A 24,622-nucleotide genomic window follows, 5' to 3' on the forward strand; every position below is an offset into this window, starting at 1 on the left:
AAGGTAAAATGGTAATGCAAAATTTTTACATATATAATATTTATTTACAGTTATGCAACGCTAGTGGGTCAGACCCTCTGTCCCGGGACAGAGGGTCTGACCCCTTGTCCCGTCTGATCATTTGTTATCAAAGTGTTATGTCATTAAAGCAGGACATACATTAATGAATGCAGAAATATACTCTAATGAAAATTCATTATATTATGATAGTTGCGTTTCGCATACTTGCTTTAGCTTTTATTAAATGAAGCAGTTAAAGGGAAACGATACCTATCATAATAAACCAAATAGGAAGGGAGTTAAACCTTATGGATTTTGGAATACTTTCTTTATTGCCTCCAGTGCTTGCAATTGTGCTTGCAATTGTAACCCGAAATGTTATCCCGGCACTATTCGCGGGTGTTTGGCTTGGGGCGACAATGGTACACGGTTGGAATCCACTGATGGGACTTTATGCAAGTTTCAGTGAATTCATTTTACCAAACGTTGGAGATCCCTGGAGTGCAACCGTGTTAATCTACTGTGGAATTTTTGGAGTGCTTATTTCTGTTTTGCAAAAGACAGGCGGTGCCCATGCGATTGCCCATGCAATATCTAAAAGAGTAAAAACGGACAAAGGTGCCCAAGGGTCAACGATGCTGTTTGGTATCATCATTTTCTTTGAAGACTATTTTAATGCTTTAACTGTTGGAAGTGTTATGCGTTCGGTTACAGATAAAATGCGTGTATCACGTGAAAAATTAGCATATATCGTGGATTCAACTTCTGCTCCAATGTGTTTGCTTGGACCAGTGTCTACCTGGGTAGTTTTTGTCATGGGGCTGATTGGAGTAGAGTTTGGAAAATTGGGGATTGAAAAATCGGAATATGTGACGTATTTATCGACAATCCCATTCAACTTTTATGCGATTTTAGCGATCCTGCTAGTTGGAATTATTGTATTTAAAAAATGGGATTTTGGACCAATGGCAGAAGCGGAATACCGGGCGAGAACAACTGGAAAAGTGATACGGGATGGTGGACAGCCGCCGTCTGACGATTCGATGACAGATGTGGAATTGGATGAAAGCCATACACCAAAAATAAGAAATATGATTGTACCATTAGTTGTGCTGCTTGGCTTAATTCCACCATTGTTCTTATGGACAGGCGGCTTTCCCGAAAATGATTTAATTACAGCAATTGGCGAATCTGATGGCGGAATGTCCATTCTAATCGCTGCATTTTCCGCTGCGGTTGTTGGTCTTGCGATGGGCATGCAGCAAAAGCTGTTTAAGTTTAAGGAAGCGATGGACATGATTGTAAATGGTATTAAGAGTATGACGCTTGTCTATATTATATTGGCTTTGGCATGGTCTATTGGAAGTGTAACATCTGAACTTGGAACTGCTGCATTCGTTGTGAAAGCAGCCGAAGCAAGTGCTGCACCAGCCTTTATTCCAGTAATGCTGTTTATTATTGGTGCAATCATTGCATTCACAACAGGTACTTCATATGGTACGTTTGCGATTATGATGCCGATCGCAATTCCAGTAGCAGCTTCGATGGATATCTCGATGGCAATGACAATTGCTGCAGTATTTAGCGGAGGCATTTTTGGGGACCATTGTTCACCAATTTCTGATACAACAATTCTATCTTCTGCAGGTTCTTCAAGTGATCATATCGATCATGTTAATACGCAGATTCCATATGCGATCTTAGCCGGAGCATGTGGATTGGTTTCATTTCTAATTGCAGGTATTACCGGTTCTGCAATTATAGCTCTTGCAGTCGGTGCTGTAGCAGTATTTGGTCTAGCATACTTATTAAACAAGATTTGGGGAAAACCAATACCAGAGAAATATAAAATATCAGCATAGCGGGACAGGGGGTCAGACCCTTTGTCCCATTGAACTCCTGTTCTGTTAATCCCATTCAAATGGGGTTTGCTGATAGACATAATAATTTAGCCAATTGGTGAAGAGTAAGTGTGTATGGGATCGCCATGAGTTTGGCGGTTGTTCCTTTTTATCGTTATTCGGAAAGTAATTTCTCGGCATTTCGATGTTCAATCCTTTGTCAAGATCACGCTGGTATTCCTCGGCAAGTGTTATGGCATCATATTCTAAATGGCCGGTAATCATAATATGCTTCTTATCGTTGGACAGGATAATAAATGCTCCAGCATCATCTGAATCTGAAAGTAATGATATCTCTGGATTTTTTTGAATTTCCTCTATGGATACCCCTGTGTGTCGCGAATGTGGTGCACGGAACACATCGTCAAAACCACGGAAAAGTTTTATCGTTGGATCTGTTATACGGTGTTCATAGACGCCAAAGCATTTCTCCGGAAGTTCCTGCTTTGTAATTCCGTAATGATAATACAATGCAGCCTGAGCACCCCAGCAAATATGCAGGACAGATGTTACATGCTGTTTTGACCACTCCATTATTTCTGTCATTTCCTGCCAATAATTAACCTCTTCAAATGCTAAATGTTCAATAGGTGCCCCTGTGATAATCATCCCATCGAAACGCCGATTTTTTATATTTTCAAAGATTGTATAAAATGTGTCCAGATGTGATTTGCTCACATTCTTGGATGTATGTGTAGTCATTTTCAGGAACGTAATGTTGACCTGTAACGGTGTGTTTCCTAACAATCTCAAAAGCTGCAACTCTGTTTTTTCTTTTTCAGGCATTAAATTTAAAATAACGATATTTAATGGACGGATATCCTGGGTCCTTGCCCGGTCCTCATCCATGACGAATATATTTTCCTGTTTTAATGCTTCTACTGCAGGTAATTGTTTAGGTATATTAATTGGCAACAGACATCTCTCCTTTGAAATTTCTTATCTATTGCATTTTATCACATGATGAGAAACGTCAATTGATTCACAGGCTGTTTATTTCACCATTTCCCATTCATGGATTTCATAGCCTCTTGCGCCCTGTGAAATATAGGGGTCCTGTTTTACAATTTGTTCAATTTCATTTTTAGTTTCTCCGATATAGATAACCAATCCCCCTGCACCATCTGTAAATCGCCCTTTTGCAAAAATCCTTCCTGCTTCTGTTTGTTTTTGTAGAAAGCTTAAATGATCAGGGCGATAGTGCATGCTTTTTTCCTGATCAAGCATTGGTAAAAATACGGCATAATAATTTGACATAATGCTCCCCTCCAATATGTATTCCAATTTAGTATACTATATTTCGCTGTATAAGCTTCCATCACATGCATATTTTTTAAAATGGATCCCAATCTAAGGAAAGGAGTTGATAGTCATGCCAAGAGAAGACGTAAACACTGGATCCGGAGCTTCGCCAAATCCAAGACGGAATAAGGGAGGGTGTCATTAAGGATCCGAAGGGGGTTCAAATCGGAATGAATACAGATGTTAATTTTGGGAAAGCCCCTTTACGTTCAGCTAAATCAAAGGATGAAAAATTGAAGAAGTTTGAAGAAATGATGAAAGGCACAAGTTGACCTGAATCTACTACTATTCTGAAAGCAGTTGTTCCTTGCTGAATATAGAAAAGGCTTTATTTCTAAGAATGTTTAGGCGTAAAAGCATGAACACTTCCTAATTGGTTAATCCAGAAAATGTCGCTAACTAAATAGCGCTACAAAGAAAAAGAGCCTGGGACAAAAGTGTTTTAACCAAATAGCATCCGAACATAGTTGGTGCATACATACCGCTACGGAAATACACTACGCTTTCCGCGGGCTGCCCTGAGCCTACTCCGAGCTATCGCTCTACGTAGCCTCACCCAGGCTTTTCATCCCGCAGGAGTCTCCGTGTATTTCCTTCTCTAGTATGGTGAAATGTTGAGCTTTGGTTTAAACAATTTAGTTATGTCCCAGCCCCTTTTTCTTTAAATTATAGTAAAAACGAAAAGTTTATCACCGATTTCCCTCAATCCGACATCTGACTATGCCTTTAGAAAGACAATGCTTTTCTATAACACACCTTGATCGATCATTTCAACCACTTCATCGATGGAAAACTTTCCGTCATTTAGGAGGTTAAGCTTTTTCTTCTCAAGCCTCTCATTCGTTTCAGGATCGTTTTTCTTTATAGGTGATTCATGTATTTCAATGGCAGACAAATAATAGTGCTTATTGTCTAATTCAATAATAGAGTTGTTCTCCTCTATTATTGTTCGGATAAACTTCATTTCACTTTCGTTTAATTTTAGCATGGATGGCCGCACCTCATTGATATATGCATTCAGTTTTATTTACATAGTTATTTTGAACTATTAAAATTTTCGTATTTAGTGTCAGCTTAATGGGGGTGTTCCTGCTTTTTGTTTAGAAAAATAGTTTATTCAGGACGGGTCTTTGACTCTTGGCTTACCAGGGTCACAATTTGGTGGTGCAGTATTAGTTGATTCCGCAAGTTTAATTAGGTAATAGCATTCCTCCCGTGCCATATGATCGGCCATTAGGGCAGAAAACGTTCCTAAAACCTGATCACTAAGTTCCATTTCTTCTAATTCACCTAAAAAAGTTCTAAATAAGTTCATTTCAACCTCAACGTCATTATTAAATCTGTTTAATGCGGGAAATGATTCGATATTTGCGCGTAAGTAACCAGTTAAATCTACTGCTTTTAAATAAAAATGATTAAAATGCTTCGTGAAGTTGCTGCTTTTTTCTTTTAATCTTTTTTCGACACCAGCCATCCGATCATTTATCGCTCCAGCGTGACCCGAGGCATCCATCAGCCATAAAAGATGATGATGCAATTCATGAAATATTGGAGGGACTTCGCCTTCCAGAAGATAATTTAATACGTGCTGATATTCTTCCAATTCGTTAACCATGTGATTTACAAAGGTTGAAGAGAGGTGAATGCCGAAATTACTGGTCAATTGACGCTTGATAATGGATAACTTAAAATCCTTCAGGTGTTTCGTTACATCAGAAGCAGTTTCCGCAATTGATATGGCATTGGTATCGTTGATTGACCTAGCCTGGTTTAAAAGCTGGTCATATTGATGTACAAAGTACTTAGCAGTTTCTATGTCCTTCGTTTCTGATGGATAAAGCGAATCACGAATGAATCTTGAATGATCCCCTAAAACCTGCAGCCAAAACTGATGTTCAAATGCAGCACTATTTACATAATCAGCCATATAAGCATCTCCTTTATGTCATTTCCATTCATATACTTATTCTTTAGGTGGCTTGTTTAATGAATGAGAAAAAAGGGGAGGCTCATTTTCCCGCGTATATCATAAACTGTTATAATGTGATAAAAGGTTGTGTTTGTGTACAATAATAACTAATTATTTAACATAGAAAGGACATTTCCATGTCATTATTAGCACTTTCGCTTATTATTTTGTCTGCCTTTATGCATGCAACCTGGAATTACCTCGCCAAGCGATCTTTAGGCGGATATCCTTTCGTATGGCTCTATTTAGCCGTAAGTACAATTATATATGCACCTTTTGTCATTGGAATGTTCATTTTCTCAAGTGTTCATATAGGCTGGGTTGAAGTTTGGTTCATTGCAGGAAGCGCCATAATACACCTGATGTATTCGCTGACATTGCAAAAGGGCTACAAAATTGGTGACTTTTCTTTGGTTTATCCAGTCGCAAGGGGCACTGGACCAATGATTGTTGCTATTCTAGCAGTTTATATTTTTGATGAAAGCCTGTCTATTACTGGAGTTATTGGGATTTTACTTATTATCGGCAGTGTATTTACGATTTCGGGGGGCATTCAGGCTATCAGGAATACAAGTACATTGCTGCCGCTTGTTTATGGAATTATAATTGGTGTCATTATCTCTTCATACACACTTTTTGATAAAGCAGCGGTTGGGGTTTTGCTAATACCACCGTTACTATTAAATTATGGAACGTTTCTGGGACAGCTTTTATTTCTTACTCCAAAAGTATTACGAAATTGGGATGCTGTTAAAGATGACTGGATAAACCACCGAAATAAGGCAATTGGGGTGGGGATACTCAATCCGCTCGCGTACATACTAGTGCTGTCCGCTATGACATTTACGCCAGTAAGCTATGTTGCACCTGTACGGGAGGTAAGCATTCTAATTGGGACTATTATAGGAACTAAATTGCTTGCGGAAGGATTTGGAACGCGCCGGATCATTGCAGCGGGAACAATGATTGCCGGGATTATTATTGTGACACTTTCCTGATAGGAGAAATGGAACGGAGGAATCAATCTCTGTTCCATAAAAAAATCCAAGATCAACAATTTGTCAACCTTGGAATTTATGGTTATTTATTTTTTCGTTTGCTAAGTCTGCCAAGTAAAAATGCTCCAGCGCCAATTCCAATCATTGTATTGGTTTTTTTGTTAAATACTTGCTTGATCATTAGATTCAGGTTTTGTGGCCGTTCTGCAAGACGGCGCATAAAGTAACCATACCAATCATCGCCAAATGGTACATAGGTACAGAAGTTATAGCCTTCTTTTGCTAATTCAAGCTGAAGATCTTTTCTAAAACCGTACAGCATTTGGAATTCGAATTTTTCTTTCGGAATGTTATTTTCGTTTATGAACCTTTTAACATGGTTGATGATGTGATGATCGTGCGTTGCAATTGATGTAAACTTTCCATTTAATAAATGATATTCGATTAATTTGATCAGGTTACGATCAATATCTCGTTTATCCTGATATGCAAGCGTTTCCGGTTCCTTGTATGCACCTTTAACTAGTCGCAAACGATAGTTTTTATACTTTTTGATGTTTTCCCAGGACTCGTAGAAATATGATTGGATAACTGTACCAATATTACTGTATTCTCTTGACAGTTCATCAATCAGATCAAAGGATGGGTGCAGGTGACTATAATCCTCCATATCAAAATTTATGAAAATATTATATTCATTTGCACGTGCAACAATTTCTTTTAGGTTGTCTAAGCAGAAGCCATAATCAATGTCCAATCCAAGCTGAGTTGCTTTTAAGGAAATGTGGGCATCAACATTATTTTCATTTATTGCTTCAATCACATTAATAATCTGTTTTTTTGCCTCTAAAGCTTCCTCTCTATCGGAAACAAATTCTCCAAGATTATCAATCGTACAGGAAATTCCATGGGTGTTAAGTTCTTTGACGCTCTCAATCATTTCTTTTACATTGGTCCCAGCAACGACAGATTGTGCGCCGAGCTTAAAACCATATTTTTGAGCCATTTTATTTAAAAGTTCATTTTGTGACATGCCAATAAAGAAGTCTTTCAACATATTTTATCCCTCATTGCTTTTTTCTTTAAATTATATCATATGTCGACAAATTTTTAGTGAAATTTTCTCATTTGAACTGATTTTGTTTTCGTTCAAATGTTTATAGTTATAAGGTTGTGAACAATTCGTTTTACGACATGATTATAAAAGCCAGTAAGCCGATAGATTGAGAGACCAGCCATGGAAAGGGGAATTTTCTAATAGGTTCTTTTTTGCACAATTTTTAACAGGTTGTTGTACTTCAATAGGTCCTTTTTGCTATAATAGTTAACAATCTATCAGAAAATACTTTCTATTTATAGCAGGAGGAAATTATGAACCGCATTATAAAACCTGAATCACTCCATTTACAGGCATACAATATAATTAAAAAGGGAATTTTAGAAGGGAATTATCAACCGTCAGAACGAATGATTGAAGCCAAGATGGCCGATCAATTAGGAATCAGCAGGGGACCAGTGAGGGAAGCGTTCCGAATGCTGAGTCAGGATGGATTGCTTACATATAATGATGGTTTTGTTCGTGTTTACCAGCCGGCAGTTCAAGACGTGGTAGAGATTTTCCAGTGCCGCGAAAGCCTGGAAACATTGGCTATTTCTCTAGCAATTACCAACATCTCTCATGAGGAAATGGAACAACTGTCGAATAATTTAACGGAAACGGCAATTGCATCAGATCATAATTCGGGAATTGAATTAGGCAAGCTTGATCAGCAATTTCATGACATTATTATAAATGCATCAAAAAATAAGCAATTAATAGAGTTGCTGGAGGTCATTCGAACAAAGATCCATTATATGCGCAATAGTATGGTAAATGGTGAATTTTATCCTTCCTTTGTCGAGGAGCATGAACGTATTTATAGGCTTTTACTTGAAAGAAACGGGGCGGAAGCAGTGAAAATAATGAAGGTCCATATAAAAAAAGGATTAGATGGTGTTTTGCAGCATATTAATAGTTAAGAACAAATTAGTTAAAATCTTAATCCAATCATATAACGGATTAAGATTTTTTTGACAATAAATATAGTTAACAGTTAACCGTTGACTAAAAATAATAAATATTGTAATATGCAAAATGAATTGAAATATTTTGTATTTATGCATCATGGAAATCGATCGAGTTATGTGTCGAATAATAATGTAAGCGGATTCATTATAGTGATAAGGGATGGTGTTTATGATGAAGGGAAGGTGTTTTTGATAGGAATATTTTCAATATTAGAGGGGTGGGGAATACATGAAGGTAAGATATCCGCTGTTTCAAATTATTGATAAAGATGGAAACCTGACGAATCAAAAGTACGAGGACAAACTGACTGGGGATAAGGCTAAATTATTATATTATCACATGACACGCATTCGGACGTACGATCAAAAGGGGGTAGCACTGCAACGACAGGGGAGGATCGGAACCTACGTGCCCTTTGCCGGTCAGGAGGCGTCTCAAGTTGGAAGTGCCCTTGCCTTGGCAGATGATGATTGGATGTTTCCAACATATCGTGATCACGGGGCATCATTAACGTTTGGGGCTGACTTAGATAGAATGCTGCTTCATTGGAATGGCCGTATGGAGGGATGTCTGCCATCGAGAAAGAAGAATATTCTGCCAGCGTCTATTCCGATTGCAACACATTTACCGCATGCGGCAGGTGCTGCAATGGCTGAGACTTATAAAGGAACGAACAATGCCGCCATAGCCTATTTTGGAGACGGGGCAACTTCGGAAGGTGATTTCCATGAAGGACTTAATATTGCCAGCGTATTTAAAGCACCGGTAGTATTTTTCAATCAAAACAATGGCTTTGCAATATCACTTCCAGTTGAAAGACAAATGAATTCGGAAACGATTGTACAAAAGTCAGAAGCTTACGGAATTCAAGGAGTACGGGTTGATGGGATGGATGTATTTGCCGTCCATATTGCTGTTCAAGAAGCGCTGGAACGTGCGCGAAATGGCGAAGGACCAACGTTGATTGAGGCTGTAACAATCCGATTTGGTGCCCACACAACAGCTGACGATCCTTCAAAATATCGAGATCAGGAAAAAATAAACCGCATGAGGGACGAAGTGGATCCCATTCTGAGACTGGAACGGTTTATGACAATGAATGGTATGTGGGATGAGGAATGGGTAAAGCAAATCAATGCTGTTATTAAGGATGAAATAAATACAGCAATTGAGGCAATGGAATCATACAAGAAGCCTGATGTTGCAATTATGTTTGATCACGTTTTTGAAAAACCAACATGGACAATCGAGCAGCAAAGACAAAATCTCTTGCGGGTAGGAGGAAGAAAATAGGGATGGTTATGTCTAAAGAATTGGCGGAGAGCAGATCAGCTGTGAAGACGAATTCACTGACAGTTATTCAGGCTATTAATAATGGATTGAATGTGATGCTTGGGAAGGATAAACATACTCTAATCCTCGGTGAAGACGTCGGGAAAAATGGTGGTGTTTTTCGTGCTACGGATGGCCTGCAGGAAAAGTTTGGGGAAAATCGTGTAGTGGATACACCACTTAGTGAGGCAGGATTTGTTGGTGCGGCGGTAGGCATGGCGTTTAATGGGCTCCGGCCAATTGTAGAAATCCAATTTCTCGGGTTTATTTACCCTGCCTTCGAACAAATCGCGACACATGTAACCCGTACAAGGACACGAACATTAGGTCATTATAATTTGCAGATGGTCATCCGTGCACCATACGGATCTGGTGTACGATCACCGGAAATACACTCAGATAGTGTGGAGGCATTTTTTGCCCATATGCCCGGAATTAAAGTGGTCTGTCCATCAAATGCATACGATGCGAAAGGATTGCTAATTGCAGCTATTGAAGATCCTGATCCGGTATTATTTTTGGAACCAATGCGATTGTATCGTGGAAAACGTGAAGATGTGCCGGAAGCTAAATATAGTGTTGAACTAGGTAAGGGGAAACTTGTGGAACAGGGGGATGATGTCACTGTTCTTGCTTGGGGTGCAATGATGCCGGTTGCTTTGACAGCGACTGAACAAATGAGGCAGCATGGCATTACATGTGATGTTATTGATTTGCGAACATTGTATCCGCTAGACAAAGATATTATTTCTGAATCTGTTCAAAAAACAGGAAGGGTTGTCATCGTACATGAAGGGCACGAAACAGGAGGGGTAGGCAGTGAGATCATCTCAATCATCAACAATACGTCATTCCTTTATTTAAGGGCACCAATGGAACGTGTAACAGGATTTGACGTACCGGTTCCATTGTTTGCACTGGAAAATGATTATCTCCCTACACCAGAACGTGTTTCGCAGGCAATACGAAAAGTAGTGAATTTTTAGGAGGTGAACAAGTGGTTCAAGTTAAATTCAGTGATATCGGAGAAGGGATGAACGAAGGAGAGATTATTCATTACTTTGTTCAGGTTGGTGATGAAGTTGAGGCGGATCAGCCGCTCGTCGAAATGCAGACAGATAAAATGGTTGCAGAAATACCCGCACCGTCAGCTGGTACCATTAAAGCAATCCATTTTAACACTGGTGAAGTTGTTACAGTTGGAACCGTTTTAATAGAAATCGAGACTGGTCAGGAAAATCATGCATCAGTTGAAACGAATCTGCAGACACAAACTCACGAAAACAGTGAAGTAATGTTTCAAACACCTAAACAGTTCAGCCGTATTTTAGCGGCACCATATACAAGAAAGATTGCCAGAGAACTTAATATAGATATTGAACAACTAACTGGAACAGGCCCAGCAGGACGCGTGACAGATGAAGATGTCAGGCGATATGCAGAAGGACCAGCAGTTGCCGCCAATGATGAGGTTTCTCCTCAAATGGATATAAGAGGCAATAAGCTTCCTAGGGATGAAACGATTCCGTTTAAAGGGATACGAAAACAAATTGCTGTGAAAATGAGCCATTCCTTAAGTACAATCCCGCATGTAACACATTTTGATCAAGCAGATTTAACGAATGTATTAGAATTTCGCAGTGAACTAAAAGAATCGGGCGAAAATATATCTGTTGCCGCGTTTTTTGTAAAAGCAATTGTAATAACATTAAAAGAGCATAAAATCTTTAATGCGCAACTTGATGAAAAGAACGAGGTAATTCGCCTTTTAAAAAGTTACAATATTGGAATTGCCACTAATACTAATGATGGATTAATGGTTCCGGTGCTTCACAACGCCGATCGAAAATCACTTCGAACAATAAACGCTGAAATGATAACCCTGACACAGAAAGCACAGAAGGGACAATTATCACCTGAGAATATAAAAAACGGAACATTTACAGTCAACAATGTTGGACCACTTGGCGGGATAGCGGCAACACCAATCATTAACCATCCGGAGACTGGAATTATCACGTTTCATAAAACGAAAAAGATGCCTGTCGTGATGGCTAATGATGAAATTGCTGTCCGATCAATCATGACAATATCATTTTCATTTGATCACCGAGTTGCGGATGGAGCACAATCGATTGCTTTTATAAATAGATTTGTCGACTTGATCGAAAATCCGAAGAAGCTGCTATTGGAGTTGGTTTAATGGTTGTAGGGGAATTTGCAGAGCAACGTGAATTAGTCATAATCGGCGGGGGACCTGGCGGCTATAATGCTGCCATCCGGGCTGCACAATTAGGGATACAAGTAACATTAATTGAAAAAGCGGAACTTGGCGGAATGTGTTTAAATAAAGGCTGTATTCCATCAAAAGTCTTTACAAACACAGCGGGACAGCTGTCAAAGATTCCAAACCTCGCATCGTTCGGAATTTCTGTAGGTGAACCGAATTTTGATTATAATCAGTTAAAAAAATATAAAGAAAAATGCATAACACAGTTAAAAAAAGGGGTCAAAGCATTGTGCGGAGCAAATCAAATAGAAATTGTTCATGGGAAAGCAAATTTTATTGCTGCGAATCGAATTGGTGTGGAGGATGGTCATCGCTTTGATGTGTATGAGTTTCAGCATGCAATTATAGCTACGGGGAGCATGCCTGTTTTGCCAGAAAACATTCCTGCCGATGATCGTATTCTGCTGGCTGATGCAGTTTATCAAGTGGATAAATTGCCTGAGGAACTTATTATCTGCGGCAGTGACTACATAGCGTTGGAGGCAGCTTTAAGTTTTCATCATATGGGTGCAGCAGTATCTATTGTTTTAAATGATAAAGAAGATTTTCCATTTGATACGGCGATTAACCGGGAATTGAATCGTATATTAAAAAAGAAGAAAATCAATGTTTACCGCGGGTATGATCTTGATGAAATAACTTGTACCGTGGATGGTGTCGAAATAAAAATAATAAAAAGTGAAAATAGCATTTTATTATCAGCAAGCCATTTATATATGGAAACAAACTATAAACCAACAGTTGATTTATTAGGAATAGACCGTCTGGGAATAGATGTAACAGTGGACGGTTTTGTGAAAACAGATAAAGAAATGAGAACATCGATAGGGTCCATTTTTGCTGTTGGTGATGTAACAGAAGGAACACCCTCAGCTTTGAAGGCAATCAAACAGGGAAAAGTTGCAGCAGAAATAATTAGTGGAATAAATAGTGAAGCTGATATCACATTTTTGCCAACTGTTGTTCACAGTATACCACCGATTACGAAAGTTGGATTAACGGAAGATGAGGCTTGTAAATTGGGATATAATGTTACAACAAGCCAATTTTCATATAGCGGAAACAGCTATGCCACCATTACTAATGACAAATCGGGAGTTACAAAAATTGTTATGGATGCAGATACGAATTTATTATTGGGGTTTCATGCAATTGGGGCTGGTGCAGTTGAATTAATCAGCTCAGGTGTGACAGCCCTTGAAATGGTTGGACGTGATGAGGATATGCGTTTTCCGTTTTATCCGCACCCAAGTTACAATGAAACGATTCTGGAAGCTGTGGAAGGCTTAACGGATAGCGCTATCCATATGAAACCTGCAAAACGGAATAAGCCCATAACCAAGTAGAACTCCAAAATTACTATTTTCACCATTTCCTGATGGTTTTGTCTGGTATACTGGCTGGGCTTTGCTGTATGATTCCGCAGATCAGGAAATGCCTATATAGATGGACAATAAAATAGATATTATTAATATATTTACTGTGATGATAGTATAAAGATAATAAATATAATTCTAAAAATTCAGGAGGAGAGGGTCAGATGATAAGTTTTGAGCATATAAAGGATCGGCTGCGAGGTATATCAATTGCACCAGTTATTACACCTTTTAATGAAAGCGGTTCCATTGACTTCGGAACACTTGAACACTTAATCGACTGGCAAATCAAAAGCGGAAGTCATGCTATATCTGTTACAGGAACAAGCGGAGAGCCAAGTTCATTAACAATTGAAGAACGTGTGCAGGTAATGGAAACTGCTATGAATGTGATTGACGGAAGAGTTCCCTTTCTGCCTGGAACTGGCTCAACAAATCATGATGAAACAATGTTTTTGACAATGAAAGCACATGAGATTGGTGCAGATGCTGCGATGGTAATTGTTCCATATTATAACAAGCCAAATCAAGGCGCGCTTTACAAGCATTATAAAACAGTTGCTGATTCGGTTGATTTGCCAATTATTGTTTATAACATCCCAGGACGGACCGCTGTAAACCTTGAGGTGGAAACGTTAGCAAAATTAAGCAAGGATTGCCCGAATATCATTGGGGTTAAGGAATCCAACAAAGATTTCGAACATGTAAACCGTGTATTGCTTCATTGTGGAAGAGATTTCTTGCTTTATTCTGGTATTGAATTGCTGTGCTACCCAATGCTTGCAATTGGCGGGGCTGGATCTATCAGTGCAACAGCAAATGTTGTCCCAGCTAAGGTAGCGGAATTGCACAATGCATGGAATGAAGGGAATTTAAAACGGGCACAGGATTTGCATTTTGAATTAATGCCGCTGAATGATGTGCTGTTTAAGGATACAAACCCTGCACCAGCAAAAGCTGCTTTAGGTATTATGGGAAAAATCAATCCAACATTGCGGATGCCAATGGACGTACCATCTAAAGAACTTCAGGAAGAAATAAAGAATGTTTTAAAAGATTATGTTGATCTAAAGAATAGCGTTGCGAACAATTAAGCAATTTTAACTAGTTTAAAAGGAGTGAAACGCGCATATGTCTCAAACACAGCTCGATAAACAACATATTCTTAACACATTAGATGTAAAAGATATTCAGTTGTATATTAATGGCGAGTTTGTTGATGCAGAGTCAGAAAAAACATTTGAAAATTTGAATCCATTTACAAATGAAGTAATTAACCATGTTGCTGAAGGCGACAAGGCAGATATTGATAAAGCAGTTGCTTCAGCCAATGCAGCATTCAAAGGTACGTGGAGAAAGATGAAAGTAGCGGAACGGTTAGATTACGTTAAAAAAATTGCAGCTGTGATTGATGAACATATTGATGAAATAGCTCCACTTGAATCGTATGACACAGGTCTTCCGATAAGTCAAACGAAAAAAATGGTAGCACGTGCTGCGAAAAACTTCCAATTTTATGCGGAAATGGTGGCTAGCAGAATGGTTGGTGAGGCGTATCAGGCAGATGATGAATTTATCAATTACACAATTCACAAACCACACGGTGTAGCAGGGTTAATTACACCATGGAATGCACCGTTTATGCTGGAAACGTGGAAAATAGCACCTGCTTTAGCTACAGGGAATACGGTTGTTTTAAAACCGGCGGAATGGTCTCCGTTAACAGCAAATAAACTTGCTGAGGTTATTGATAAAGCTGGACTTCCGAAAGGTGTTTTCAATGTTGTGCACGGATTTGGCGAAACTGCCGGGGCTTCACTTGTTTCAAACCGGGACGTGAAATTAATTTCATTTACTGGGGAAACAAAGACCGGTTCGGAAATCACAAAGAATGGTGCCGATTCATTAAAACGGGTTTCGATGGAGCTAGGGGGGAAATCGCCAATTATCGTTTTTGATGATGCCGATTTTGAACGTGCACTTGATGCATGTACATGGGGAATCTTTTCGTTTAACGGTGAACGCTGCACAGCAAATTCCCGTCTGTTTTTACATGAAAATATATATGATGCTTTTGTAGAAGCACTGAAAGAACGAGTAGGAAATATCATTGTCGGCGATCCATTGGACGAAAAAACTCAGGTCGGACCACTTATTCATACAACCCATTTTAATAATGTTAAACGTTATCTGGAAATAGCCAAGGAAGAAGGGGCAGAGCTTGTTAGTGGAAAGGTACCTGAGGCGTTTAAACGGGGTAATTTTGTAGCACCGACAATTGTTTTAAATATTACGAATGACAAAACGGTTGCACAGGAAGAAGTATTTGGCCCTGTCCTTACGGTTATGAAATTTAAAGACGAAGATGAAGTGATTGATCTTGCCAACGATGTTGAATATGGTCTTGCAGGATATGTATGGACAAAAGATATTCAACGTGGTCATCGGGTTGCACAAGCAATTGATTCGGGCATGCTTTGGATTAATTCGCAAAATGTCCGTGATTTAAGAATTCCATTCGGGGGTTCAAAGTCAAGTGGTATTGGCAGGGAAGGTGGCCACTATGCATTCGATTTCTACACAGAAAAACAAGTAATCCATGTGGCGTTGACAGACCATCATATTCCGCAGTTTGGAAAGAAAAAAGACTAATAAGGGGGAAATTCAGGTGCCAGCAAAAACAGGAAAAGAATATATGGAGCGTTTAAAGGCAGCAAATAATAATGTATACATTCACGGGGAACGAGTGAATGACGTTACAGAGCATCCCGCTTTTCAAAATGTGATCAAGTCAATGGCGAGACTATATGATATTCAACACGAAAAGCCAGAAAAGATGCTTTATACAAATCCTGCGACAGGGAATAAGGTCGGCAAAACGTTTATGGTACCAAAAACAATTGATGATTTAATTGGACGCCGTGAAGCTATTATGGAATGGCAGCATTTTACCAATGGGTTGATGGGACGTTCTCCGGATTATTTAAATGCCGACGTGATGGCGATGGGCGAGGCTAGTGAGTTTTTCGCTGAAGGAGATCCAATGTTTGCAGAGAACGCAAGGAAATATGCCGAGTATGCAAGGGAAAATGACGTCAGCTTAACACATACATTGATCCATCCACAGGTTAACCGTGCCAAAATCCAGGCAGAACAAAAGGATGCAAATGTTGCCCTGCATTTGGTTGAAAAAACGGATGAAGGCATTATCGTTGATGGAATCAGGCTGCTTGCGACACAGGGCGGCATTACAGATGAAATTCTTGTATTTCCATCAACGGTTAAAAAATCCGGAGAACTTGATGATCCGTACTCACTTGCATTCGCCCTGCCTAATAATACACCGGGGTTAAAATACTTGTCACGAGAATCGTTTGATTATGGGAAAAACAAATATGATCATCCATTAAGCGCAAGTTTTGAAGAAGGAGATACCATTGTTGCCTTTGACAATGTACTTGTCCCGTGGGATAGGGTATTTGTTTGTGAAAATTCTTCTATTTGCAACCGAGCATTTGGTGAAACGAATGCTGTTGTCCATATGTCACACCAGGTAATTGCGAAAGGCGTTGCCAAAACAGAATTCCTGCTAGGTGTTGTGTTAACACTTATGGATTCGATTGGCATCGATGGTTTTCAGCATGTTAAGGATAAGGGGACAGAAATCATGCTGACATTGGAAACGATGAAATCGCATCTATATCGGGCAGAGCACAATGCAAAGCTTGATAAATGGGGGATGATGACACCGGATTTTGATGCATTGAATGCAGCAAGAAACTGGTATCCGCGTGTATATCCACGTATGGCAGAAATCGTACGTATTCTTGGAGCATCAGGCCTAATGGGGATACCGACGTATGCCGATTTTAATCACGAAGAAATCGGACCAATTCTTCACAGAGCAATGCAAGGTAAAAACGTAGAAGGATATGAGCGGGTTCAGATTTTTCGCCTAGCTTGGGATTTAACCATGAGTGCTTTTGGAAACCGTCAGACACATTATGAATACTACTTCTTTGGTGATCCCGTGAAAATGGGAATGGCATATTTTGATAACTATGATAAAGATCCATATAAAAAACGAGTTCGCAGTTTTCTTGATGAGTTAAATGTCTCTAAACCGAATCTTGTGAAAGCGTAAGGGGGGATGGAGCTTTGAGTCCGGATTTTAATATTGTTCGTACTGCCAGAGCCATTGTCAGGGTCATAGACCTACATGCTGCAAGAGATTTTTATGTTAATGGATTAGGATTTATTGAGACGGAAGCAGATGATAAGCACATCTATTTAAGGGGGTTGGAGGAAAGAGGACATCATAGCTATGTTTTAAAAAAAGCTGATCAGCCAGGTGTGGAAGTGATTAGCTATAAAGTAGCTGAGGAAGAAGATTTGGATAAACTGGCAACAGCTCTTGTAGATAAGGGAATGGTGCTGAAGTGGTTTGAAAAGGGAAGCCAGCATGCACTAGGTCGTGCGTTCCGTGTGAAAGATGTGTCAGGCATCCCGGTTGAATTCTTTTGCGGTATGGATACAGTTGAACGTATGCTGCAGCGCTATGATTTGTACAGGGGTTCCAAAATGCAGCGGATCGATCATTTTAATTGCATGGTTCCAGATGTACAAAAGGCATATGATTTTTATATTAATGTGCTGGGATATGCATGTTCAGAATATACAACCACAAAAGATGAATCCATTTGGGCTGCGTGGCTGCACCGTAAGCCAACTGTTCATGATACAGCTTTTATGAATGGAAAAGGACCGCGCCTGCATCATGTGGGATTTTGGCTGACGGATCCGATGAGTATTATTAACACGTGTGATGTTCTGGCTTCGTTAGGATATGCAAGCAATATTGAGAGGGGACCCGGACGCCACGGGTTATCCAATGCCTTTTTCCTCTATTTGCGTGATCCTGATGGGAATCGCGTTGAACTGTACACTGGTGATTATTTTACAGGTGATGCCGATTTTGAACCGATTCGCTGGGATTTGAATGACCCGCAGCGAGCAACTTTTTGGGGACATGAAGCACCAGATAGCTGGTTCAACGAGGCAATGCAATTTGTTGATTTAGATACAGATAAACCTATTGCAGTAAGTGGTGCCAAATTGGATCAGCAAAAGCCGAATTTTATCGTGTAAGTGTTAGTTAGCTACCGGATTCTTACAAAAGCTGAATAGAAAGGAGAGATAGTATGGATGATAGCGTTTTTCGAAATGCAATGGGAAAGTTTGCAACGGGTGTGACGATTATAACAACCAAAACCAGTACGGAAACTCGCGGAATGACAGCTAATGCTTTCATGTCGGTGTCCCTGAATCCAAAGCTAATCACTATTTCTATTGATAATAATGCCTATATGCTGGAAAAAATTAAAACCTCGGGAAAATTTGCAGTCAATATTCTTTCCGACCAACAGCAGCATATTTCCATGCATTTTGCGGGACAGAAAAAAGAAAAATCTAGAGTCGATTTTGATTTAATTAATGGCGTTCCAGTTATAAAGGACTCTTTAGCGTCTATAGTTTGTGACCTTGATCGATCGTATGAGGTTGGTGACCATACACTATTTATCGGCAAGGTTGTTGAACTTAATTTAAAGGATGGAGACCCATTAACGTTTTACGGGGGTAAATATAGAAGCTATCAGGCAGCAGAATGTGTTCAGCAAGCATAATTTAATAATTCATGTACGTGGGCCAGTAAACTGCTGGTCTGTTTTTCTGAATACATCCGCGTCTTAGAAAACAAGGGGAGTGTATTAATGAGCAAGGTAAAACTAAAAATCAAAGGTTTACCGCAATATTATCAGGGATTAGTAGATTTCGGCAATAAAACTATCGATATAAATGGGCATCAATATAATACTGGTGAACTTGCTTTGGATGTTCCAATATCAGGGGCAGTTTATGGAACTCTATTGAACTATCAGGGTTCATATGCTGCGTTTGAGTCTTCTATGCGTCAAGAGCCATATATGGAACCACCAAAGGCACCAGTTTTGTATATTAAACCACAAAACACATTAAGAAGCTCAGGTGCTGTGATTCCTTTACCGGAGGGCTTTTTCAATTTAATGGTGGGTGCGGCATTGGGCATAGTTATAGGAAAACAAGCAACAAAAGTTGACGAGGATGAAGCATTGGGCTATGTGTACGGCTATACCGTTGTAAATGATGTCTGCATTCCACACGAAAGTATCTATCGACCTGCAGTAAAGGAAATCGCACGTGATGGCTTTTGTCCAGCTGGTCCTTGGGTTGTTGAGCGTGATTCTGTGAAAAACCCTGATGAATTAGATATAAGGTTATATATTAACGGTGAATTAAAGCAGGAAAATAATACACGTAATTTAGTCAGATCCGTTAGCAAACTTATCTCCGATGTAACATCATTTATGACACTTTATGCTGGTGATACATTGCTGGTTGGTGTTCCGGAAAAGGCTCCATTGGCAAAGGAAAATGATCGTGTGCAAATAAAGATTGATGGAGTTGGAATGCTGCATAATACGATTAAGCGTGAGCAGGATTTGCTGGGAGGTGTTTTGGATGAGGCATGCACGAGTCGTTTATAATGGATCGATTCATCACGCTGTTGAGGAAGGTGGACGCGTTAAATTGAACGATGGAAGGCTTTTGGATGAAACTGACGTTGCATGGCTGCCACCAGTAGCACCGCGGACAGTTTTTACTCTGGGGCTGAACTATGAAGACCATGCAAAAGAATTATCATTTAGCACGCCCAAGGAACCGTTAGTTTTTTTGAAAGGACCAAATACGTTTACGGGCCATCGCTGCCGTACATTCCGCCCAAGTGATGTCACGTTCATGCATTACGAATGTGAACTGGCGGTTGTCATTGGAGGCACGGCCAAAAATGTGAAGAAGGAAGATGCCTGCGATTTAGTAGCCGGATATACGATTGCAAATGATTATGTCATGCGAGATTATATTGAAAACTATTACCGCCCCAATCTCCGGGCAAAGAATCGTGACGCATGTACACCACTTGGACCGTGGATTGTCGATGCTGAAGACATTAGAGATCCAATGAACCTGACATTACGCACGTATGTTAACGGTAAAATAACACAGGAAGGTACTACAGCTGATATGATTTTAGGAATACCAGAATTAATTGAGTATTTAAGCAGCTTCATGACCTTAAATAGTGGTGATTTAATTTTAACCGGCACTCCAAAGGGATCTGTTGATACAAAGGTTGGAGATGAAGTTGTAACAGAAATAGAAGGGATTGGCAAACTTGTTAACACAATTGCGGGTGAAGAAACGCTTGTTAGGGAAAAGCGTGTTAACATGACTTAACCGCTTTTGTTCACGCAACAACACGGTCAAAGCTTGCAATACCCTGGGTTCACCGTGCAATCTTATTCACGATGAAATTGAATAATCAAGTCATTGGAGGGGGGATAAAATGCCGCATTTCTACATCGAATATACGGACAATATAAAGGACGAGGCTGATATCCATGGCTTACTTCAAAAAGTAAATAAGGTGTTTTTGTCTTACAATAAAATCGTTCCGGTCGGCGGTCTTCGTATTAGGGCAATTGAGCTTAATGATTACCTTATTGCCGATGGATCTTTTGATGATGCTTTTGTACATGCAACGCTTAAGATGGGTAAAGGGCGATCAGAAGAAGATAAAAAAACCTTATGCGACGATCTCTTTAACAAGATAGAAGAACATTTTACGGATATGTTTAAAAAACGCTATTTAGCTTTATCAATGGAATTATATGAATTTAGCAATCCTACCTATAAAAAAAATAATATTCATAGGCGGTTTGAAAGCTAGAGTGGATGGAAACTTAACTAAAACGATTGTTCCGAAATCTCCACAAGCATTTATCTACTCCCTGCAATTAATAAGACAATTCAGAATTCATGAGGAAGAATGTTATAATGGATATAAGACTTTTTAAAGTTCTTAAACTAACAGGTAATAATTGAAGAAAGAAAATGGAAGGTATTTCACAAAAAGGGCGGTATTGAATGGTAGACTTATTACTCTGGATAACTATTGGTTTCATAATAATCGGATTTGTTGTTCTCATTTCTTTGAAAAAAGGTATGGAAAGTAAGCTCGCCTTTATAAAAGCAAATATGGAAGACGGGGAAAGTTCAACAAAAGCTAAATCTATAATTTGGTGGATAGCGAGTACCACAGCCTGGGGAATAGTAAGTATGATTCTTGTTCTTTGGTGGTTTCATAAACATTTTGGATAACTGTCGGTTTCAGATGTACTTAAACATTCAGGTGCTCCAGTTGCTGATTACAGTATATTTAGGTGCTAAAGACCGACATAATAAGGTCGGTCTTCTTTCGTGATGATTAATTTGTTATTTAAGTATGCGATTTTCATTGTTGTTTTTTCGTGTCATATCCACGTTACTGAACTACTTTGACGTTGTGGAGGTTCCTTTTTCGCACTTATCAAAAATCGTACATTTCTGGCACCCTGCTAGAAAAAACGGGAACCTCTTTTCTGATTTTTGGTACGATTGATAGATCTATAGATGCTGTGATTGTTTCCGCGTTTTTGGAACTTCCAGCTGCAACTATTGTACCCCATGGATCGATAACCATCGATTCCCCAGCGTATTCCGTTCCATTACAGCTGCCTACAGTGTTGCCTGATACTACAAAAAATTGATTTTCTATTGCCCGGGCAATTTGCAGGGCTCTCCAATGATCCTTTCGAGCAGACGGCCATTCAGCCACAATATGCAGAACTTGTGCCCCTTCTAATGCTATCATTCTTGCCAGCTCCGGAAAGCGCAGATCATAGCAAATGATGAGTCCCATTTTAACATCGTCCAGCTCAAAAACCTGTACTTTTTTCTGCCCTCCAGCAAGATAGAGGTGCTCATCCAGCATTGGTACGAGATGAATTTTATCGTATTGGTAAACTAGTTCCCCGTTGCGATTAAAAACCAGACTGCTATTATAAATCTTTCCGCCTTTTTTATTACTGATCGAACCACCGATAATATTGATACTGTATGTTTTGGCAAGGTCTTGTAAAAATGATTTGGTTGGTTGACTGTTAAGATCAGCGGCACTGTCGAGTTCTGTTAGGGCGTAACCGGTATTCCACATCTCTGGAAGAACGATCGTATCAGGTTTATTCTGTTGGACAATTTCTGTAACCCAAGTGCTTACATTCTTGCGGTTTACTTCTGGACTTGCTGGGACAATTTCAGTTTGATAGACGGCATATTTCAAATGTAATCGCTCCTTTTTTAAAGCTTTATCAGATAATAACATCATAGATGAAAGCAATCAAACCTTTATCAGTTTTACCGAACGAGAAAGCCCATTACAGTGTGATAGCACTCCCTTTAGGGACGGGATGATAGTGAGGTCAAATAAGGAGTACCACTTTTAATCATAAGGTTTTGTGGTGCTTCAAGTAGTTGAATATTCCGCTATCTATATTTTTATATAAATATTGCAGCAGTAACTTAAACTGATAAAATAGAGGTATGGAAGAATATAGAAGAACCAAGACAACAGTATCATTCATCAACTATCACTTTGTTTTGCCTTGCTATAGAAGGAAGATATTTCTTGATGCCAATGTAGAACAAAGATTTAAAAAAATGGTACACGACATAGGTGAATCGCTAGTGTAAATGCGGATTCGAGAAACATAGAGACATAATCGGTGCCATGAATATTCGACATGCACCTGTGATTGATGGTAATAGTCAATCAGCCTAAGATGCTATAAGCACTGTCTTAGGAGGGGCAATGAGATGCCCTCATCTAGAAGGCTGTTCCAAACAGAAATGGACTGCGAATGTTTAGTCATTCAAGAATCTCATCCGTTTAACTGTAAGGTTTAGGACTTGCGACTTTAGTCGTGGGAGTCTCAAATGGAATACATTCATCGATATGATAAATAACAATAAATGAACATATATGGGAGTGGATATGGTGCGGGAATTTGAACAATCGGAAATGTTGAAGCGGCTGCCTGAGCAGTTCTTCGCGAAGCTTGCGAAAAAAGCACAAGACTTAATAGAACAAGGCTATGACATTATCAATCTTGGACAGGGAAATCCGGATTTGCCGACTCCAGAACATATTGTCAAAGAATTACAGATTGCAGCGGAAAACCCAATTAATCATAAGTATTCGCCGTTTCAAGGATTTGATTATTTGAAAGAAGCGGTTGCAGCGTTTTATCAAAAAGAATACGGGGTTAAAATTGATCCTTATAATGAAGTAGCTATTTTGATTGGTGCGAAAGCGGGACTTGTTGAGTTAAGCCAATGTTTACTAAACAAAGGTGATACAGCATTATTGCCTGATCCGGGTTATCCGGATTATTTGTCCGGTATTGCGATGGCGAATGCGGAGTCTTCATTTATGCCGCTTTTAAAAGAAAATGACTTTTTGCCGGATTATCATGCAATACCAATGGATGTACTGAAAAAGGCTAAATTAATGTTTTTAAATTACCCCAACAATCCAACGGCAGGAACAGCATCAAAACAATTTTTTGATGAAACAATCGAGCTTGCAAAGCAGCATAATATTTGTGTTGTACATGATTTCGCCTATGGGTCACTAGGTTTTGATGGCAAGAAACCGCAAAGCTTTTTACAGTCCGCGGGTGCAAAGGATATTGGTGTAGAAATATACACCCTTTCGAAAACATACAATATGGCCGGCTGGCGTGTGGCATTTGCAGTAGGAAACCCTTCTGTTATTGAAAGCCTAAACCTTATTCAGGATCATCTTCATGTAAGCTTGTTTGGCGCTGTTCAGCATGCAGCAGCACACGCGCTGACAGGTGACCAGTCTCCGGTTTTGGATTTGCTAGCTACATATGAGAAACGGCGAAATTGCCTCATTACGGCACTCCATAAGGTTGGCTGGCGGGTAGACGCACCAAAGGGAACTTTTTTTGCCTGGCTAAAAGTCCCGAATGGTTATTCCTCTGAACAATTTGCAGATCTATTGCTGGAAAAAGCAAATGTGCTGGTAGCCCCTGGGAATGGATTTGGTTCAACTGGAGAAGGGTACGTACGTGCGGGGCTGCTGGATACGGAGGAAAATCTGGAGGAAGCAGCTCGGAGGATAGGTGAATTGGGGATTTGGTAGACAAAATTGGAAAGTAATAACAAGGAGGCTTGAGCATAACGAAACATTTGGTACAAAAGACAAACGATTACAGAATAGAAATGTTAGAACGTTACTTTATCAACAGTAGGATTTTAATACGAAGTTGACGTAAAATGCGACGTAAATTTTGCATTTTACGTTGCTCATTGACCCCGCAGCCCGTATACACTACGCTTTCCGTGGGCGGCTGATGAGCCTCCTCACGCTGGGTGTTCGTCG

The 24,622-nt window shown here is 39.6% G+C and carries 23 protein-coding genes and 2 pseudogenes; 19 read left to right on the plus strand and 6 right to left on the minus strand.

Annotation, left to right across the window (positions count from 1 at the left end; translation table 11 throughout):
* The first annotated feature begins 308 nt into the window (after positions 1–308).
* Complete coding sequence (locus IEV74_RS18985) at positions 309–1,862, plus strand: Na+/H+ antiporter NhaC family protein (protein WP_188456921.1); 1,554 nt, start codon at positions 309–311, stop codon at positions 1,860–1,862.
* Positions 1,863–1,907: 45 nt separating this feature from the next.
* Here IEV74_RS18985 and metA read toward each other — a convergent pair whose 3' ends face one another.
* The 4 genes from metA to IEV74_RS19005 form a co-directional block, all read right to left on the minus strand.
* A complete protein-coding gene (gene metA / locus IEV74_RS18990; RefSeq protein WP_188456922.1) occupies positions 1,908–2,816 on the minus strand; it encodes a homoserine O-acetyltransferase MetA in 909 nt (302 codons plus the stop codon).
* Positions 2,817–2,894: 78 nt separating this feature from the next.
* On the minus strand, positions 2,895–3,158 hold the full coding sequence (locus tag IEV74_RS18995) for a YciI family protein (RefSeq protein WP_188456923.1): 264 nt from the start codon (positions 3,156–3,158) through the stop codon (positions 2,895–2,897).
* 790 nt (positions 3,159–3,948) lie between these two features.
* Complete coding sequence (locus IEV74_RS19000) at positions 3,949–4,191, minus strand: hypothetical protein (protein WP_188456924.1); 243 nt, start codon at positions 4,189–4,191, stop codon at positions 3,949–3,951.
* Positions 4,192–4,320: 129 nt separating this feature from the next.
* Positions 4,321–5,130, minus strand: coding sequence for a DUF2935 domain-containing protein (locus IEV74_RS19005; RefSeq protein ID WP_188456925.1), 810 nt, complete (start codon positions 5,128–5,130; stop codon positions 4,321–4,323).
* 179 nt (positions 5,131–5,309) lie between these two features.
* Here IEV74_RS19005 and IEV74_RS19010 point away from each other — a divergent pair, with 179 nt between their 5' ends.
* A complete protein-coding gene (locus tag IEV74_RS19010) occupies positions 5,310–6,170 on the plus strand; it encodes an EamA family transporter (protein ID WP_188456926.1) in 861 nt (286 codons plus the stop codon).
* Positions 6,171–6,252: 82 nt separating this feature from the next.
* On the opposite strand, the gene IEV74_RS19015 is transcribed toward IEV74_RS19010, so the two are convergent.
* Positions 6,253–7,227, minus strand: a complete 975-nt coding sequence (locus tag IEV74_RS19015; RefSeq protein ID WP_188456927.1) for a proline dehydrogenase family protein — start codon at positions 7,225–7,227, stop codon at positions 6,253–6,255.
* Between the two features lie 314 nt (positions 7,228–7,541).
* Here IEV74_RS19015 and IEV74_RS19020 point away from each other — a divergent pair, with 314 nt between their 5' ends.
* The 14 genes from IEV74_RS19020 to IEV74_RS19085 all read left to right on the plus strand — a co-directional run bounded on the left by IEV74_RS19020 (position 7,542) and on the right by IEV74_RS19085 (position 21,495).
* Positions 7,542–8,189, plus strand: a complete 648-nt coding sequence (locus IEV74_RS19020) for a GntR family transcriptional regulator (protein WP_188456928.1) — start codon at positions 7,542–7,544, stop codon at positions 8,187–8,189.
* Between the two features lie 277 nt (positions 8,190–8,466).
* A complete protein-coding gene (gene pdhA / locus IEV74_RS19025) occupies positions 8,467–9,531 on the plus strand; it encodes a pyruvate dehydrogenase (acetyl-transferring) E1 component subunit alpha (protein WP_188456929.1) in 1,065 nt (354 codons plus the stop codon).
* 8 nt (positions 9,532–9,539) lie between these two features.
* A complete protein-coding gene (locus tag IEV74_RS19030) occupies positions 9,540–10,556 on the plus strand; it encodes an alpha-ketoacid dehydrogenase subunit beta (RefSeq protein ID WP_373284375.1) in 1,017 nt (338 codons plus the stop codon).
* Positions 10,557–10,567: 11 nt separating this feature from the next.
* Positions 10,568–11,773, plus strand: a complete 1,206-nt coding sequence (locus IEV74_RS19035) for a dihydrolipoamide acetyltransferase family protein (RefSeq protein WP_188456931.1) — start codon at positions 10,568–10,570, stop codon at positions 11,771–11,773.
* Positions 11,773–13,206, plus strand: coding sequence for a dihydrolipoyl dehydrogenase family protein (locus IEV74_RS19040; protein ID WP_188456932.1), 1,434 nt, complete (start codon positions 11,773–11,775; stop codon positions 13,204–13,206). The genes IEV74_RS19035 and IEV74_RS19040 overlap by 1 nt, the downstream gene beginning before the upstream one ends.
* A gap of 194 nt (positions 13,207–13,400) precedes the next feature.
* On the plus strand, positions 13,401–14,330 hold the full coding sequence (gene hpaI / locus IEV74_RS19045) for a 2,4-dihydroxyhept-2-ene-1,7-dioic acid aldolase (RefSeq protein ID WP_373284374.1): 930 nt from the start codon (positions 13,401–13,403) through the stop codon (positions 14,328–14,330).
* 37 nt (positions 14,331–14,367) lie between these two features.
* Positions 14,368–15,888, plus strand: a complete 1,521-nt coding sequence (gene hpaE / locus IEV74_RS19050; RefSeq protein WP_188456933.1) for a 5-carboxymethyl-2-hydroxymuconate semialdehyde dehydrogenase — start codon at positions 14,368–14,370, stop codon at positions 15,886–15,888.
* A 16-nt stretch (positions 15,889–15,904) separates the two neighbouring features.
* A complete protein-coding gene (hpaB, locus tag IEV74_RS19055; protein ID WP_188456934.1) occupies positions 15,905–17,380 on the plus strand; it encodes a 4-hydroxyphenylacetate 3-monooxygenase, oxygenase component in 1,476 nt (491 codons plus the stop codon).
* A 14-nt stretch (positions 17,381–17,394) separates the two neighbouring features.
* A complete protein-coding gene (hpaD, locus tag IEV74_RS19060) occupies positions 17,395–18,384 on the plus strand; it encodes a 3,4-dihydroxyphenylacetate 2,3-dioxygenase (RefSeq protein WP_188456935.1) in 990 nt (329 codons plus the stop codon).
* Between the two features lie 53 nt (positions 18,385–18,437).
* The gene (locus tag IEV74_RS19065; protein WP_188456936.1) at positions 18,438–18,920 is read left to right on the plus strand and encodes a flavin reductase family protein; all 483 of its coding nucleotides are present in this window, start codon (positions 18,438–18,440) and stop codon (positions 18,918–18,920) included.
* 87 nt (positions 18,921–19,007) lie between these two features.
* The gene (locus tag IEV74_RS19070; RefSeq protein WP_188456937.1) at positions 19,008–19,820 is read left to right on the plus strand and encodes a fumarylacetoacetate hydrolase family protein; all 813 of its coding nucleotides are present in this window, start codon (positions 19,008–19,010) and stop codon (positions 19,818–19,820) included.
* Positions 19,795–20,571 (plus strand): fumarylacetoacetate hydrolase family protein, encoded by a 777-nt coding sequence (locus IEV74_RS19075; RefSeq protein ID WP_188456938.1) that lies wholly within the window; start codon positions 19,795–19,797, stop codon positions 20,569–20,571. The genes IEV74_RS19070 and IEV74_RS19075 overlap by 26 nt, the downstream gene beginning before the upstream one ends.
* Before the next feature lie 109 nt (positions 20,572–20,680).
* Positions 20,681–21,064: a 5-carboxymethyl-2-hydroxymuconate Delta-isomerase gene (locus IEV74_RS19080; RefSeq protein ID WP_188456939.1), complete on the plus strand. Its 384-nt coding sequence runs from the start codon at positions 20,681–20,683 to the stop codon at positions 21,062–21,064.
* 197 nt (positions 21,065–21,261) lie between these two features.
* Positions 21,262–21,495, plus strand: a complete 234-nt coding sequence (locus IEV74_RS19085) for a hypothetical protein (protein WP_188456940.1) — start codon at positions 21,262–21,264, stop codon at positions 21,493–21,495.
* A 208-nt stretch (positions 21,496–21,703) separates the two neighbouring features.
* Here IEV74_RS19085 and IEV74_RS19090 read toward each other — a convergent pair whose 3' ends face one another.
* Entirely contained in the window at positions 21,704–22,540 is an 837-nt protein-coding gene (locus IEV74_RS19090; protein ID WP_229683259.1) for a carbon-nitrogen family hydrolase, read from the minus strand.
* Between the two features lie 215 nt (positions 22,541–22,755).
* Here IEV74_RS19090 and IEV74_RS19815 point away from each other — a divergent pair.
* The 3 genes and pseudogenes from IEV74_RS19815 to IEV74_RS19100 form a co-directional block, all read left to right on the plus strand.
* Positions 22,756–22,887, plus strand: a pseudogene (locus IEV74_RS19815) (IS200/IS605 family transposase); the annotation flags it as partial.
* Between the two features lie 13 nt (positions 22,888–22,900).
* Positions 22,901–22,993, plus strand: a pseudogene (locus IEV74_RS19095) (RNA-guided endonuclease TnpB family protein); the annotation flags it as partial.
* Positions 22,994–23,209: 216 nt separating this feature from the next.
* Positions 23,210–24,382: a pyridoxal phosphate-dependent aminotransferase gene (locus IEV74_RS19100; protein ID WP_308419022.1), complete on the plus strand. Its 1,173-nt coding sequence runs from the start codon at positions 23,210–23,212 to the stop codon at positions 24,380–24,382.
* The last annotated feature ends 240 nt before the right edge of the window (positions 24,383–24,622 follow it).

Origin of the sequence: Virgibacillus oceani (genome assembly GCF_014638995.1) — a bacterium.
Lineage (GTDB): Bacteria > Bacillota > Bacilli > Bacillales > Amphibacillaceae > Virgibacillus_E > Virgibacillus_E oceani.